Origin of the sequence: Faecalimicrobium dakarense (assembly GCF_000499525.1) — a bacterium.
Lineage (GTDB): Bacteria > Bacillota > Clostridia > Peptostreptococcales > Peptostreptococcaceae > Faecalimicrobium > Faecalimicrobium dakarense.
The window spans coordinates 1-16,802 of the sequence record NZ_HG529388.1 but is presented as its reverse complement, the minus strand read 5'-3'; the positions used below and the strand labels follow the sequence as shown (position 1 = coordinate 16,802).

Below are 16,802 nucleotides of genomic sequence, written 5' to 3'. Positions count from 1 at the left end.
AATTATTATAAAAAAGGTATTGACTAATTAGCCAATACCTTTTTCGTGGATTTCAATGGTGGAGACGAGGGGAATCGAACCCCTGTCCGCAAGCTCTTTCCCTGTTGCATCTACGTGTGTAGCCAACTGATTTAGATTCTCGTCTCACACATCGCCCAGCGGCAGGCTATGTGATCGACCAGTCCCAATTAGTCCACTTTCAGTCGAGACACCCTAAAAGTAGTTCCCTGCATAAATGACGACCAGGCCTAACCGGCAGGAGGGCTCGGCGGGTCGAGCAGCATTAAGCTGCTAAAGCGTAATTATCGTTTGCGTTTATTTTTTTCCCCAGTTTTTACGTGACCCAGAGTAACACGACACGCAGCCCCAAGTTCCAAACCCACGTCGAAACCTTTACGCCCCCGTGGTAAGTTTAGAGTCTTAAAGACTTTTTAATTCGCAAACTTTTGTGTTTCACCATCTATATTTAATTTTTAGTGTATCTATAATATAATACTTTTTAAAGCAAAAATCAATGTAATTAACTTGTTATTAAAGAAATCTTTACCTTAAGTATTAGTATTTTCCACGCATTTCTCTTTCTATATTTCTTTGAGCATCTTTTTTAGCTAAGTCTTGACGCTTATCATATAGTTTTTTACCTTTTGCTAGTGCTAATTCTACTTTAACTTTACCATTTTTAAGATAAACACTTAAAGGAACTAATGAGTAACCTTTTATAGTAGTAGCACCTATAAGCTTTCTTATTTCATGCTTATGAAGTAATAATTTTCTAGTTCTTAAAGGATCAACATTAAATATGTTCCCTTGCTCGTATGGACTTATATGAACTTGTTTTAAAAATACTTCACTATTATCAACAGATGCAAATCCGTCACTTAAGTTTAACTTACCTTGTCTTATAGATTTTACTTCTGTACCTTTTAATTCTATTCCACATTCATAAGTTTCTTCTATAAAGTACTCATGTCTTGCTTTTCTATTACTAGCTAATACCTTTTTACCAGTCATATAAATTCACCTTCTTAACTTCTATATTATTCATAAACAATAAGCTTATTTATTTAGTAAAAATATACCATATTTACATGTATTAGTCAACATGACTATGTCATATTGACTAATACACTATTTATAGATTACTCTTCATTATCTACATTTGTATTTTCATCTATTTTATATAATAACTTAAAGTCTATTTCTCTAGCGTCTATATTTACATTATCAACTTTTATTCTAACAGGATCACCTATTCTGAAAGTCTTCTTAGTTCGCTCTCCCATTATAGTATATGTTGTATCGTCATAAATATAATAGTCATCAGTAATATTTGCAAGTCTTATAAGTCCTTCAACAGTATCAGGAAGTTCTATAAACATACCAAATGAAGTTACACTTGATACTACACCGTCAAATTCTTCACCAATCTTATCATACATATATACTGCTTTATAGTAGTCTTTAACATCTCTTTCTGCAAGGTCTGCACTTCTTTCTCTCTCTGATGATTGAACTGATGCATAATCTACTATATTTTTAAGTTGGTCTTGTCTTTTTTGATTTAATTTATGATTTAATTGCTCTTTTATTATTCTGTGTATTTGAAGGTCTGGATATCTTCTTATTGGAGAAGTAAAGTGGCAGTAATATTTAGCTGCTAATCCAAAGTGACCTACACATTCAGGAGCATATTTTGCCTGTCTTAGTGAACGAAGCATTATTGTACTTATTGCTTCTTCTTCTCTTTTTCCTTTTATCCCTTCAACTATTGATTGAAGAGCTTTAGGGTGTACTTCTTCCATATCACCTTTTATAGTATACCCAAATGTAGAAACAAACTTGCTTAAGTTTTGCATTTTTTCTACTGATGGAGTTTCATGTATTCTATAAACGAAAGGAACATTTAACCAGAAGAAATGCTCTGCTACTGTTTCATTACTTATAAGCATAAATTCTTCTATTATTTTATTTGATATTCTTCTTTCATATTGTTGTATCTCTAAAACTTTACCTTCTTTATCTAATATTATTTTAGCTTCTGGGAAGTCAAAGTCTATTGAACCTCTTTTTGTTCTTCTATTCATTAATATTCTAGCTAAAGTTTCTGCATTTTTAAATTCTTCTACTAAATTAGAATATTTTTCTTTTAACTCTTTATCATCATTTTCTAAAATATCTGACACTTCTGTATATGTCATTCTAGCATCTGAATCTATTATAGTTTCTTTTATATCATATTTAACAACATTACCTTTGTGGTCTATTTCCATAAATACTGATAAAGCAAGTTTATCTTCGTTAGGATTTAAACTACACACTCCATTAGAAAGTGTTTTAGGTAGCATTGGTATTACTGTGTCTACTAAGTAAACTGAAGTTGCTCTTTTTAAAGCTTCTTTATCTAATTTACTTTTTTCTCTTACATAATGAGTAACGTCTGCTATATGAACACCTAAACTGAAGTTTCCGTTATCTAACATCTCTATAGATATAGCATCATCTAAGTCTTTAGCGTCGTCTCCATCTATTGTAAATGTTTTTAAACCTCTTATATCTAATCTTCTTTCCATTTCTTCTTGTGGTATTGGGATAGCTACATGTTCTGCTTCATCTAATACCTTTTTAGGGAATTCTTCAGGTAATCCATGAGCTTTTATTATAGAATGTATTTCTACTTCTTTTAATCCTTTTTGTCCTAATACCTCAACAACTTTACCTTCTGGTTTTCTATCTTCTTTAGGCCATACAGTTATTTCGCATACAACCTTATCATTTTCTCTTGCACCACTAAAGAATTTTTTAGGTACATATATATCTTTATTAAACTTTTTATCGTCAGGTATAACAAATCCAAAATTTTTATTTGGTTGGAATACTCCAACAATTCTAGTTATTTCTCTTTGAATAACTTTTACTATTTTACCTTCAGCCCTTCTTTCATCAGTAGCTGGTGTTACTATTTCAGCCATAACTCTATCGTTATGCATAGCTCCATTTATATCGCTGGCTGGGATAAATAAATCTTGTGTATATTCTTCATCAGATTCAACAAATCCAAATCCTTTTCTATGTGATACAAATTTCCCTACAAAGTATCCCATTGTTTTAGGTGCTATTATTTTTTCCTTTTTAGTTTTACATATATATCCGTCTTCTTCTAGTTCATCTAAAAAGTTATAAAACATTGCAGCTTCACACGCATGTATATCAAATATAACTGCTAATTCTTCTTTCCTTAAAGGGCTATAATCTGAATCATTTATAAGTCCCAATAAACGTTCTTTAAGTCCTGGTAACATTAACTTACCTCCATGTTCTTTATTTGTATAAATCTTTTTACTTTAAAAAAATTTATTATATTTTATACTATGATATTAATTGTATATAATTAATACTTATTTACTTTATTAATTCTATATTTATATTTTATTATTACCATTTAATCATTATACACTATTGTAATACTTTGGTAAAACTGGTAAATAGTCTTGACAAATTAATTAATGTTTAAAATAAATTTTTTTATAATTTAAATACTTTTTATAAGTGATATATTTTTTTAATATAATTTATTTATTAATATTACACAGTAAAACCATTCTAATTCCTAATAAATAAATTATATTACATTATCTTCTATAATAAGAAAAGATATTATTAGTTATTTTGTTGAATATACTCATACAACTTCGATAATAATACTACTGAATCTAAAGTAAAGGAGTTGACTATTATGGGTAATTTAAATGAATTAGAACTACAAAATCTAAGACATTTAATTGGTGCTCACTGCACAATTGAAAAGAAGTTAAATGACTATGCTTTACAATGCGCTGATCCAGAGTTAAAGCAAATGTTTGAAAAAGACGCTCAAGATGCAAAGTCGAGCAAAGAAAAACTAATAATGTTCTTAGGATAGGAGGTAAACAAATGCAAGAAAAAGAGATAGTAAATGATTATTTAGCTGGTATAAATGCTAGCTTAGCTGGCTATGGTGGTATAATAGCTCAAACTGAAAATGAACAACTTCGTCAAACTCTACAACAAATGAGAGATCAAGATGAAATACGTCAATATAATCTTTTCAAAAAAGCTAAAGAAAAAGGCTATTATATTCCAGCACAGCCTGCTTCACCAACTGAAATTTCAATAGTTAAGCAACAAGTTTCTCAAGGGTAGTAAAAAATGTAACCTTAAATATATATTATATCTAAGGTTACATTTTTTTATACGTTTAACGTTTAATAAATTACCATTTCACTACATAGTTTCATTGTTAAATCAAATAAAAACTATTCCTATAAATATTCACAATCTAAATCCCACAGTTTACCTTAAAATTAAAAAATATTTTTTTAAGGTTTAATTAAGTTTCATTTATTAAATATTAGTGTATAATTACAATATCATAAATCACAGAGGGAGATGACATAATGGATTATCAAAGATCAGAATTTGATGGTGGAGTTTTAGAACTTATAGGAATTAATATCATATCATTTTTAATATCTGCTTTTACTTTAGGAATTGCTACGCCTTGGGCTGTTACTTTAAAGCATAGCTGGATTAAAAAGCATACAGTTATAGAAGGTAGAAGACTTAAATTTACTGGAACAGGTGGGTCATTATTCGTTAACTATATAAAATGGTGGTTATTAACTATAATAACACTTGGAATATATGGTTTCTGGCTTGAAATAAAAATGGAAGAATGGAAAGCTAAGAATACAGTATTTGATAACTAAGATTATAAAAAAGCTATGGAATTGGTATATAACCTTTTTCCATAGCTTTTTTATTTAAAATAAAATAATGTATTAAAATAAAATTTTTATATTTTACTTCAATACATTATCTTTTTAAAAATTAAATTTAACTTTTAAATAATACCTTAAATACATTTATTAAATAATGGCCTGTTATTTAATATTACTTCTTTAATAAAAGCATTGCTAATGCATTTAAGAAAAATAACACTGATGTTATTTTAGTTAATCTACCAAGAAAAGCTTCTTTTCCTTTTGGTTTAAAGTAAGTTTGATTTCCTTCTCCACCAAATTGTGAAGGAAGAGCACCTTTACTATCCTGTGGCATTATACTAACTATTAAAAGTACAGCTAGTACAACTTGTACACCCATTAATATAGTTCCTATGTCCATCTATAATCCCTCCTATCTTTATGTATATTAAGTTTAAATCATATTTTAATATACCACAATAATCTAGTCAATTCAAGGTATCCATCCTAGTTTACTAAATCAAAAAGCTCCCAGTAAAACTGAAAGCTTTCATTTATAGTTTATAATTTTTTACTTATTAGTAGCTTTTACATCTACTGTATCATTTTTCTTAACTGATACATCCCTATAACTTACTAATTCTCCATTTACTTCTTTTTTCTTAGCTTTAAATTTCTTACCTTCTACCACTATGTAGTCATAATCTCCATAGAATCTTGCTTCCCATTTTAAATTTTTTGATGAGTTATTAGTTAAAGTTGTCATATCAAGTCCATTATGATTTATTGAAAGTTCATATTCTCCCATTTCTAGATTATCTATTTTTATCCAATCTACATCTTTCGGTAAACGTGGAGCTGTTACCACTGATTTATCAGGTGCATTAGCTTCTATTCCCATCATACCCTCTACAGTTTGAGATACTAATGTAAATGATATTTCTGGATAATCTCCATTTGTACCTTGTGATGGACGCTCATGATCATCATCTCTTACGCTTAGTATATATTTCATCCATTTCCATGCTTCTTCATTTCTATTGTATGGGAAGTATGTATCTGGTATATAAGTATATGCTTCTATATTTCTAGGTGCTTCTGGTGTAGTATTTATACCATTTCCTAATTTTTCTGATATATAATCTAGATATTTATCATTTCTTGTTCCTGGTTCTGTAATTAATTTCATCGGTATAAACCAACTATTTCTTTCCAAAGTCATTTTTCTTCTTTCCATCTTTATCTATGATTCTTGCATAATTTTCATCCTTATTATTAGGGTCAATTACACTCCATTCTTCATTGAAGTATTTTTTTAATGACTCTGCTTTTTTATACCACTTTTGGGACTCTTTTTTCTCACCTCTTGCTTCAAGCATTCCTGCATAAGCTAAAGTTGCTTGATATTGTGAGCCTATAGCATCTCCTGCCTCTATTGGATGTTCTCCTCTTTCATTATAAGTACATGAACCTTGGAAAATTCCACCCTTTCCCTCAGCTATACCATTTGGATTTTGATCATCATGTAAATCAATGTAATCTGTCATAACCTTAGTATAGAAATTCCATAATTCATCATCTTCTATATATCTTTTGTCTCCTGTCCATAAATACTGTTCATAAGCCTTTTCTACAAGTTCAAATTGTGCTGGAACTTCTCTTACAAAATTATTATCATTTTTATAATCTATTGTATGTGGTGATCCATCAAAGTTAAACGCCCAAAGTGTATACCACTTTCTTGATTCTGTTGCATTTTTAGCAAATACCTTGAAAATAGAGAAATTCTCGTCTCTTAATCCTGCTATTTGTGCACCTGTTGCTTGATGGACAAAATCTCTACCATAAAATGCAGTTCTGTCATAGTAACCTGCCCAGTATGATGGTAAATACTCTTTTTCTCCTGTTCCATCACCATTTGGTCTATTCTCATCTTTATTAACTATACCTTTTTTACCAGTCATCACAAACTGACTTGTTTTATTCATTGCCCAATTAAACCCATCTTCTATTTCTTTATTTGATGATGTTACTATTGCTTGTTTTTCTTTTACAATACAGTTTACTGTCCAATCTTCACTAGACTTTTCTGATGATACTTTAAATATTTGAGGAGTTGTAAAATCTAATACATCATCGGATTTGTAGTTTACAGTTGCACCTCTAGATACTTCAATGGATTTAAGTTTAATTTGACTTACATCTGTACCATATGGAACATGAAATTCTATTGATTTTTTCTCATTATCTATATTTACATTTCCAACTTGATTGTAAAATTCTATTGTTTTTATGTCATTATACTCTGTTTCACTTAAATTCATTGTAATTTCATCTCCATTTACCCATCCAGAACCTGCTATAATAACAACTTCTACTTCAGCTCCTTTTTCTAAGTAAACTTGATTTAATACATATTGATTGTAAGTACTTTTTGCATCAATTTCCATTTGTGAAATTATTTCTCCACTCTTTTTATCTATAACTGATATTTTACTATTTCTTCCACCAATTGATAGCCAAGCTGATACATCATAGTTTCCTGTTTTAGGTGCTATAACAGTTTGCTTTATTTTATTTTCACTTCCACCATCTAAGTAAAAATGTTTCCCATTATATGGGTTGTTACTAGCTATGCCTGAACCTCCAATAAATTCCCAAAACTCTTTACTATTTTCATTTTCAAATCCAGAATTTTTTATTAAATTATCTGATTGTACCATGCTATTTGATGTGTATTGCATTTTATTTGAGTTTGAATTAGCATTTACAAGAACTAGAGAATTTGCACTTGTTACTGCAATTGCAATTGATAGGGGAACTACTACCTTCATTTTATTTTTATTAATCCTACTCATATTTTACACCCTCCATATTTTATTTATGAAATTATAACTTCTATTTCTTTGTCAAATTCATAAAATTGTGATGTAACCTCTAAGTTTTCTGTTATCTTTACACTAGCCTCGCTAGAAAGACTTATAACTTGATGCCATATTCCTTTGTGTAAACATACTGGCTTATCTAAAAGAAATACCTTATAATCTTGTGGAGTTTTATTTTCTGCAACCATAAGTAATGTTGTTCCTGTTAAAGGTTCAAAGCTTTCCATAGATGTAGGATGGTTCTCCATCTTACTTATACTTTTTTCCTTATATCTATATACAGCTATTCTCCATGGCTCAGCTTGCTCTTTTGTTATTATTTCAAATCTTTCTTCACAATCTGAACTAAATTCTATAACATCTCCAAAAGGTGAGAAGTTTTCCCTTGATATATTTAAAATAGTTTTTTTCATTTTATTATCCGTCCTATTTTATATTAATTAAAATTCTATTTCTATTTTTGCATCGCTATGGTCAAATTCTACAATAACTTTTAATAACTCATCACATAAATCATAAGAAACATTAGAGTTAGTTGATTTAATATTTTCAACTGTATATCCTTTTGGGATATGGAAGACGTATTCTTCTTTAGTATTTTTTATTCCCTCTAGGTCTAATATAAGAGTGTTGTTGATCCAATTTTGTGATTTTATACTTACATCATCCATACTTACATGTCTTGTAGAGGCTATAACCTGCGGATGCTCTTTTACTTCTGTTAACGAAATAATTTGACAATTACCAAGGTCCAATGCTCTACAATTAATACTTTCTTTAATTCTTCCTAAGTATTTTTTCTCCCAGAAATCAAATGCTAAGTATTCTTTTAAGTTATCTAATCCTAAATCTTTAAAATATACATTACTTTCTTTTAATGGAACTGTAGCAAATCTTCCTAATATACTCCATCTTCTATACTCTCTGTCTATATGAATATTCCATAAAGATGAGAATGGGTGGTTATCATCCATTGATTCATAATTTCCTGCCATATTTATAGCATCTTCTATTGTTATATCTTCTGTTGCTACTGGGTTTTCCCTAGGAACTGCAAATCCATGAAGTTTTGTCCATGTAAATGCCGGATATGTTAAATCTATATTTCCAGTTTCACCTGTAAAAGTTTTTAAAGTTGGTAATGTTCTTTGAATAATATCTAATCTATCTTTATCATAATTTTCTAATGGATCGCTAAGCATATATAATCCACCTGATAAAGATACTAAAGAGCAAATACTTCTTGCCCATTCTATATTAGTTCTCGCACAAATGTGGTCTGGATCTATTAAGAATAATATACGTTGAGTGTGGAACCATCTAGCTGATTCAACTATTTGCATTCTTATGCCTGCCCAAGTTGGATTTGCATCCATTGCAATACGACATGCATCTACTAGACCTACAACTTCAGATAATATCCCCCACGATGCTAAGAAGTAAGCATCATCTCCTATATTTTCTCTTGCACATTTCATATAAGCCCTAAACTTATTTTCTGCGTCTTCATTTGTCATAAGCCCTTGTCTTACAGCTTCATGAAGTCCATCTAATAACAGATGTCTTATAGCATCAGTTTTAAAATAATCGTATCCATATCCTTTTAATCCTTTATAAAAAGGTGCTATATGCTTATCTAATGCTTCTTCACTACAATCTATTAGATAGTCAATCCACTCACCTATCATTGGCTTTCCGTCATTTCCTTTGATTAAAAACTGACTTTGTTCTTTTGCAAATTCTTCATTTGTAATATTTGCATTAGTCCAAATTCCAGCTTTTAATCCTTCTTCTTCTATAGACTTTACTGCTCCACTGTGTCCCTTAGGGAATTGTTTATTAGTATTTAACCAACCTTCTGCTAATGAACCCTTTGGATCCAATGGTAAAGGCATATTTTGGAATCCATCATCAATTTGTATATACTCTAATCCATAATCCCTTAAATGTTTTCCAAAGAATTTAGAAACTTCCTCTATATTTTCTTGGGTTACATCTCGTCTAAATGCTTCCCAAGAGCACCATCCTGTTAAAGGTTTTAAGTTTGGTCTAAATTCCCAAGGCTTATGATAGCTATATCCTAAATGTTTTCTATAATATTGCATCCTTAAATTTATAAATAAAGGTTTTGGCCCAAGTTCTATTTCTAACTCTACCTTTAAAGTTTTGTCTTCATTTTCTTCAAACTTTTCTGAAATCCATCTCCAATCACAGCCATTCCAATCAATAAGTAAATCTTGATTTATATCATATACTCCATTTACTCCATTCATTGTTGGTCTACCAACTTGGCCTATGATAGCTTCTTCTTGCTTAGCACGATTTGGCTTCATATTTATAGCGTCACTGCTTAAAAGTAAAGTTACCTTAGATTTAATCGGCCTATCTAACATTACATACAACTGTTGTACAAATGGTATATTTTGAAGGTTTCCATCTGATCCATGTCTAAATCCAACTTCATCATCTCCTCCAATTTCCATAGTAATTATATTTCTACCATTGTACTCATAAGTTAATATCCTATTTTCCTCATCCCACTTATGTAATGCATGAGCTATTGGTGGTTCATTTAATATTGGATGAAAGTTTTTATTGTTCATATTGCTCCCCCTAAATAATGTTATATATTTTAAATTAGAATTTATTATTTAATAGCACTATCTATCATGCCTTTAATAAAGTATTTTTGTAGGAATATAAATGCTATTAGTATTGGTAATATTCCTAATAAAGCAGTTGCCGCAGCTGCATTCATATTTGATGAGTTTTGAGAGAAGAAACTTGCTATAGTTTGAGTTACTGTCTTTATATTTGATGACTGTAACATGTATAATGAAAATTGATAATCATTCCAACAAGATACACCAGTTAATATTACAACTGAAGCTGTAACTGGAGTAAGTTGTGGAAGTATTATTTTAAAAAATGTTCTTAATGGTCCGCATCCATCAATTGATGCTGCTTCATCTAAATCTTTTGGAATTGATCTTATAAAGTTGTAGTATAAAAAAACACTCATAGGCAATTGGAAAGTTACTAATATTACAATTATTCCCCAATAAGTACTAGTAGCTTGTAAATCTGCCATCATTGAATATAAAGGAACAACTATACTTAGTGGAGGTACCATCATTATCCCCATGACAAATGATTTTACTCTCCTATTAGTTTTCGTAGCATTTCTTGCTAATGGATATGCTGCCATAGCACCAATTATAGTTATAAGTACTATTGAAATAAAAGTAATTATTGAACTATCTCCTAATCCTTTTAATATGTTTCCTTGTTCTATTGCAACATTAAAATTATCTAGATATAAATAATCTGGTAGTTTCCATCTAGAACTTAAATCATCAGGTCTTTTTAATGCTACACCTACTAATATGTATAGCGGTATTATATGTACTAGTGAAATCAATATGGCTAAAATACTTTTTTTCACTCTGCTCTTTCCTTTGATTTTTTCTTAATCATATATTATACCTCCTTACTATCTAAATACTTCATTATAATATTTGAAGTTATTGCTATAAAGACAAATGTAACCAATCCTATTGTTACTGAATATCCTGCATTTTGTCCTCTAAAATATGTATGAGTTACTAAAGTTGATAGAGAATGTGATGAGAATCCTGGTCCACCTGATGTTAATGCCATGATTATATCAAATAGTTTTAAACCTCCGATTAAGTTTACTATTACTGATGAAGTTATAGCTGGCATTAATAATGGTAGAGTAATATATCTAAACTTACCTAATTTTGATATTCCATCAACATCTGCTGCTTCATAATACATTTGTGGTATATTTTGAAGTCCAGCTAAGTAAATTACCATCGATATTCCTACAAACTGAAGTGTATTAACAAGTGTCATAATTATTACTGACCTTTGACCATCTGCTAGCCAATCTAGAGGCTCTTTTCCTAATAAAATTAAGATGTCATTAAATGCTCCTCCATCATATTGAAATAAGAAATATACAATGTATCCCATTATTAATGGTGCAACCATAACTGGTAAGTATATTATTGTTCTACACAAAGATCTTCCTCTAAATTTATCATTTAAAAATATTGCATACCCTAATCCAAGAACATTTTGCAATATTGTACTTCCAAATCCATAAATTATAGTATTAAAAAAAGCTAATTTTACATTTGGGTCAGTAAGTATTCTCTTATAGTTTTCTATCCCAACAAACTTATACGTTTGAGAAAATCCATTCCAATTTGTAAATGAGAACATTATTCCCTTAAGCAAGGGATATATTACTATGATTAAAAAAAGTATTAATGCTGGCAAATAAAATAAATTCATATACGCTTTTTTACTTAACATTGATTTTTTATTTTAATTTCAGGTTTCATTTCTTTTTTATTACAAACAGCTTCCTTCATAAATTCCCCTCCCTTTTATAAAATTCGAGAGTACAATTATGTACTCTCGAATTTGTTTTAATCTAATTAAATTTACATATAAATCTATTGATTTATTTTATCGTTGTAACTTTGTCTCATTTGATCTACAGATTTTTGAACTGCATCTTTTTCTTTAGACAATATACTAGCTCCACCTATACACATATCATCCCACATTCCATTTGGTAAGTATGCTCTATCAAAATATGGCATAGTTTTTACATCTTTATATTTATCATAGTACTCGTTAGCCATACCTGTATCACTTTCAATTCCATTTATTCCTGATGGCATCGCACTTATTGTAGATAACTTAGATAATACTTCCGGTTTTGCAAAGTAATTTAATAACTTAAGTGCTGCTTCTTCATTTTTAGAGTTTTTATTAACACCTATTGCTATATCTTCACCTGCTATTAATGTTGGTTCATCTGATTCATCTTTTGCAGGAATTGGCATAAATCCTAATTTAGCATCTTTGTTATATGATAACGCGTCATTCATTGTATTATTTCCATAGAATTCAAAAGCAACTTTTCCTTCTCCTAATAATTTTGCTGCTGTATTATAATCAGAAGTTAAACTGTCAACATTAAAGTATCCAGCATTGTTCCATTTTTCAAATAATCCAGCTACTTCTGACCATAGTTTCCAATCAAATGAGCCATCTTTTAGTTCTTTTCTATAGTTTTTATTTTCATTAGTTACATAAAATGATGGTGCAACCCAGTCAAAGAATTGACCTATTGTCCAACTATCCTTACCACCTATATGTATTGGAGTAAATCCAGCAGCTTTTATCTTATCTAATGCTTTTTCAAAATCACCCCAAGTTTTTATATCATCAACATTTACACCTGACTTCTCTAAAACTTCCACATTATATAATATTCCTGCAATATCCATGTTCACAGGCAATGCATATATTTCATCATTATTTCCTGTTATAACAGGTTTTATTGATTGAGAAACATCTTTAAACCAAGGCTGATCATTTAGCGGTCTTAAGTATTCTGAATATCTAGCTACAGACCATCCATGTGTTGTCCATAAATCCGGAAGGTCATTTGCTGCCATTTTAGTTTTCATAAGCTCTTCATAGTTACTACCTGGTGCTGAAAACTCTACTTTAATACCAGTCTCATTTGTAAAATCCTCACATACCTCTTTTAAAGCATCAGATGGTTTCCCTACCTTATTTGTCATAAATGTAAGTGTTACATCTTCTTTTTTAGAAGAGTCACCTTCTTTTCCTGTGCTACTACACCCTGTAACCATCGAAAACGTTAACACACTACATGCAATTATACTAGCTAATTTTCTATTCATATTTTTATCCCCCATCTAGATTTCTTAATATTATTATAAAATATATAATTTTCATTTTATATGTACCAATTCTACACTTTAAGTATCAATTTCTACAATTGCCATAATTTTCCCAAGTTGATATAATTATATAGAATTATACTTTGAAACGTTTTTGAATTATCGAGGTGAGATTTATGAAAAAATTTTACACTTTTAGCTCTAAATTGATGATATTATTTACGGTTAGTATACTTGTACCTTTGATTATTTGTTTAATTTTATTCTTTAATTATTTTAATAATCTTCTCACTAAACAAAATATGAATTCATTTGAAAATACTCTTAATTCTGTATCTAATAATATAGATACTTATTTAAATGATTTACAAAGATTAACATTAACACCATATATGTATAATGAAATTTTTGAATATATGTCTTATTTAAATTCCAGTATAGAAAATAGAAATTTAAATAACATAAATTTATATAATTTAAATAAAGATTATAGTTCTACACTTAATAAACTAATTAATTCTTCTAGAAAGGATATATTATCAATAACTTTTATTCCAGAAAGTGATCCTTCTAAGTCTTATTTAGTAAGTAAATACTATAATATTTTAAGTGAAGTTCCTTCACCTAAATATTACAATGACTGGATTAAGTCAACATTAGAAGCAGATGGAGGTACATATTTTACACCCGTCCACAATACAAAGTATCCTAACTCGCAAAATGAATATAAAGTATTTTCACTAATGAGAGTTGTTAAAAATCTAGATACTAAAAAAGTATTAGGAATAATAAAAGTTGATGCTGAAGAATCTACAATAAAAGAAATTATATCTACTATAAATATTAGTGAAAATTCACAGCTTTTATTATTAGATGAAGATAAACAGACCATATACTCAACACATCAAAATGGAAAATCAGCAGAATATAATACACAAAATCATAATGTTTTAGAAAAAAAAATTGCATCTAACGACTGGACATTATTGTATCTAGACTCAAAACAAGATTTATATTCTAAGACTATGCTAATGGCATTTATGCTTTTACTTATAGGAATATTATTTGTTATAATCTCTCTCTTATTTTTTAAAATAAGAAGTAGAAGTATAATTAATTCCATATATCAAATTACATCTAATATAGAACAGCTAGAAACAGGAGATTTATCGATTGACTCTAACATATCTGGAACTTATGAGTTTGAGCATATATCTAATGCTATAAATAAAATATCTTATAAAATTAAATTGCATGCTAAAAATGAATATGAAGCCATTATAAATAAAAAGAAAGCTGAGTATATAGCGCTTCAAACACAAATAAATCCACACTTTTTAAATAACATATTAAATGGATTTGTTGCACTTAATAGACTTAATGAAAAACAATTACTTGAAGATTCTTTAATTCAACTTTCACAATTTTATCGTTATACTTGTAAAAACTCAGATATATCTACATTAGAAGAAGAATTTAACTGCATCGAGAAATATTTATCTCTTGAAAAATTACGATTTGATGACTTAATTGATTTTGAACTTAATTTAAGTAATAATACAAAAAATATTAAGGTGCCTAAACTTATATTACAACCATTAGTTGAAAATTGTATTAAGCACGGATTTAAGGATTCAGGTGAACCTATTTTAATTAAAGTATCCTCTATTATAGAAAATGACAACCAAAACTATAATTTAATTATATCAATATGCGATAATGGTGTTGGCTTTGATACTAATAGCTCTGGTTGTAGTGATAGCACAGGGATTAAAAATATAGTTGAAAGATTACATTTATTTGAAAATGATAGCCAACTTAACATAAGTAGCACTTTAGGTGTAGGTACAAATTGTATAGTAAAGTTACCTTTAAAGGAGGATTTAGATTATGATTATATTATTAGCTGATGATGAAAGACTTATTAGGTTAGCTCTAAGAAGTATGATTGAAGAAATCGAACCAAATACTCATACTTTCATTGAAGCAAAAAATGGAAAAGAATTAATTAAATCTTTTAAGGATAATTCTATCGATTTAGCTTTTGTTGATATTAATATGCCTCTAATGGATGGCCTATCTGCAATAGAACAATGTAAAAATAGTTTTACTACTACTCAATGGTTTATACTAACTGGAGAAAGAGAATTTGACTTAGTAAAAAAAAGCTATTACTCTTGGTGTTAAAGATTATTTATTAAAGCCTATTAGCTTAGATGACCTAAAACTTATTCTATCTAATACTAACGTAAATAAAAAGAACTCTATTATAAAAGAAAATGACAGCTTTGAACTTTCTATAATATCTACATTTAATAAATTGAATATTGATGAATATAAGGAAAACGTTATTAATATTGATGAAGATATTTATTTGTACAAGTCATATTTATTTTTAATAGATGGACTATACAATGTAAAGGATAAAAGTTTAGTATGTAAAAATATCTTAAATTCAATAAGAGAGTTTATGTATGATAGGCTAAATAATAATATAAGATTTGCAACTTATTATGTTAACCCTGAAAATTTAGTTTTGATAGTTAGGTATATTAAAGATAAAATAGAAATTGATTTTTCAAAGAAACTCTCATCTATACAAGGAGAAAACTATAGCATTACTTTATTTAGTGATTGTAATTATAATAGCATATTTGATTGCTACATAGGATTAAAGCAAATTCAAGAACATACTTATATAAGAACTATACATAACTTTAGAAAATTAGTTGATATCAATAATTACCTCAATGAATCTAAAAAAGATTACTTACAATTTTCTAATTATATTTTAAAGTTAAGCCAATATTATATAGAAAAAGAAGAACTTTTATATAAAAAATATGTACATAAAATAAGCGACTCATTAACCCTAAAAAATATTTATAATAATATAAATAAAAATTCCTTAAATGAATTTCTTGATATATCAATAGGATTTAAATTTGATTTTAATTATGATTTTCCTATGTTTACTAATGCTTTATTAAAACATTCATCAACTATATTTAGTAAAATACCTAAAACAGTTAATGATTCTTTAATAGATGAAATAATAAAGTATATAAAATTAAATTATATGAATGAAATTGGCGTTAGTACTATAGCATCATTGTATAATATTACACCAAATTATCTGAGTAAAATATTTCATGAAAAATCAGGCTTAAAGTTTATAGATTATATAACTACTATAAGAATAAAAGAAAGTAAAAAATTATTAATTTTTTCTTCTCTATCCATAAAAGATATTTCTGAAAAAGTTGGTTATCATAGCTATAGACATTTTTCAAAGCAGTTTCTTAAGATTGAAGGTGTCACACCTTCAGAGTTTATAAAATCTAATCAAAAATAAATACAATATACGATTAATTTAAACTTAATATATTTAAAATCATAAAAAATGAACTCTATTTATTAGAGTT

The 16,802-nt window shown here is 28.4% G+C and carries 16 protein-coding genes and 1 other RNA gene; 6 read left to right on the top strand and 11 right to left on the bottom strand.

Annotation, left to right across the window (positions count from 1 at the left end):
• Positions 1-56: 56 nt before the first annotated feature.
• The 3 genes from ssrA to rnr form a co-directional block, all read right to left on the bottom strand.
• Positions 57-403, bottom strand: a transfer-messenger RNA (tmRNA) gene (ssrA, locus tag BN899_RS13235).
• Positions 404-555: 152 nt separating this feature from the next.
• The gene (gene smpB / locus BN899_RS13230) at positions 556-1,011 is read right to left on the bottom strand and encodes an SsrA-binding protein SmpB (RefSeq protein WP_042276245.1); all 456 of its coding nucleotides are present in this window, start codon (positions 1,009-1,011) and stop codon (positions 556-558) included.
• A gap of 128 nt (positions 1,012-1,139) precedes the next feature.
• On the bottom strand, positions 1,140-3,299 hold the full coding sequence (gene rnr / locus BN899_RS13225) for a ribonuclease R (protein WP_042276242.1): 2,160 nt from the start codon (positions 3,297-3,299) through the stop codon (positions 1,140-1,142).
• Between the two features lie 434 nt (positions 3,300-3,733).
• Between rnr and BN899_RS13220 the strand changes: the two genes are divergently transcribed.
• The 3 genes from BN899_RS13220 (at position 3,734) to BN899_RS13210 (ending at position 4,745) form a co-directional block, all read left to right on the top strand.
• Positions 3,734-3,919 carry a hypothetical protein gene (locus BN899_RS13220; RefSeq protein WP_042276239.1) on the top strand — a complete coding sequence of 62 codons (186 nt, stop codon included), beginning with the start codon at positions 3,734-3,736 and terminating at the stop codon, positions 3,917-3,919.
• An 11-nt stretch (positions 3,920-3,930) separates the two neighbouring features.
• A complete protein-coding gene (locus BN899_RS13215) occupies positions 3,931-4,179 on the top strand; it encodes a spore coat protein (RefSeq protein ID WP_042276236.1) in 249 nt (82 codons plus the stop codon).
• 254 nt (positions 4,180-4,433) lie between these two features.
• Positions 4,434-4,745, top strand: a complete 312-nt coding sequence (locus BN899_RS13210) for a DUF898 family protein (protein WP_042276234.1) — start codon at positions 4,434-4,436, stop codon at positions 4,743-4,745.
• Between the two features lie 184 nt (positions 4,746-4,929).
• Here BN899_RS13210 and secG read toward each other — a convergent pair whose 3' ends face one another.
• From secG to BN899_RS13175, 8 genes are all read right to left on the bottom strand, one after another.
• Positions 4,930-5,154, bottom strand: coding sequence for a preprotein translocase subunit SecG (gene secG / locus BN899_RS13205; protein WP_147568572.1), 225 nt, complete (start codon positions 5,152-5,154; stop codon positions 4,930-4,932).
• Between the two features lie 156 nt (positions 5,155-5,310).
• Positions 5,311-5,976 carry a hypothetical protein gene (locus BN899_RS19405; RefSeq protein WP_207636863.1) on the bottom strand — a complete coding sequence of 222 codons (666 nt, stop codon included), beginning with the start codon at positions 5,974-5,976 and terminating at the stop codon, positions 5,311-5,313.
• Positions 5,942-7,597, bottom strand: a complete 1,656-nt coding sequence (locus BN899_RS13200; protein WP_207636862.1) for a hypothetical protein — start codon at positions 7,595-7,597, stop codon at positions 5,942-5,944. Before BN899_RS13200 ends, BN899_RS19405 begins: the two co-directional genes overlap by 35 nt.
• 23 nt (positions 7,598-7,620) lie before the next feature.
• Positions 7,621-8,037, bottom strand: a complete 417-nt coding sequence (locus BN899_RS13195; protein WP_042276230.1) for an ureidoglycolate lyase — start codon at positions 8,035-8,037, stop codon at positions 7,621-7,623.
• 27 nt (positions 8,038-8,064) lie between these two features.
• Positions 8,065-10,227 (bottom strand): alpha-galactosidase, encoded by a 2,163-nt coding sequence (locus BN899_RS13190; protein ID WP_042276228.1) that lies wholly within the window; start codon positions 10,225-10,227, stop codon positions 8,065-8,067.
• Positions 10,228-10,271: 44 nt separating this feature from the next.
• Entirely contained in the window at positions 10,272-11,069 is a 798-nt protein-coding gene (locus BN899_RS13185) for a carbohydrate ABC transporter permease (protein WP_242824183.1), read from the bottom strand.
• Positions 11,070-11,104: 35 nt separating this feature from the next.
• Complete coding sequence (locus tag BN899_RS13180) at positions 11,105-11,890, bottom strand: carbohydrate ABC transporter permease (protein ID WP_330362560.1); 786 nt, start codon at positions 11,888-11,890, stop codon at positions 11,105-11,107.
• Positions 11,891-12,111: 221 nt separating this feature from the next.
• Positions 12,112-13,377, bottom strand: coding sequence for an ABC transporter substrate-binding protein (locus BN899_RS13175; RefSeq protein ID WP_042276222.1), 1,266 nt, complete (start codon positions 13,375-13,377; stop codon positions 12,112-12,114).
• A 302-nt stretch (positions 13,378-13,679) separates the two neighbouring features.
• Here BN899_RS13175 and BN899_RS13170 point away from each other — a divergent pair, with 302 nt between their 5' ends.
• The 3 genes from BN899_RS13170 (at position 13,680) to BN899_RS13160 (ending at position 16,732) form a co-directional block, all read left to right on the top strand.
• Positions 13,680-15,287 (top strand): sensor histidine kinase, encoded by a 1,608-nt coding sequence (locus BN899_RS13170; RefSeq protein ID WP_161628748.1) that lies wholly within the window; start codon positions 13,680-13,682, stop codon positions 15,285-15,287.
• Positions 15,268-15,564, top strand: coding sequence for a response regulator transcription factor (locus BN899_RS13165; protein WP_042276217.1), 297 nt, complete (start codon positions 15,268-15,270; stop codon positions 15,562-15,564). The genes BN899_RS13170 and BN899_RS13165 overlap by 20 nt, the downstream gene beginning before the upstream one ends.
• A gap of 133 nt (positions 15,565-15,697) precedes the next feature.
• The gene (locus BN899_RS13160) at positions 15,698-16,732 is read left to right on the top strand and encodes a helix-turn-helix domain-containing protein (RefSeq protein ID WP_147568565.1); all 1,035 of its coding nucleotides are present in this window, start codon (positions 15,698-15,700) and stop codon (positions 16,730-16,732) included.
• Positions 16,733-16,802 lie beyond the last annotated feature (70 nt).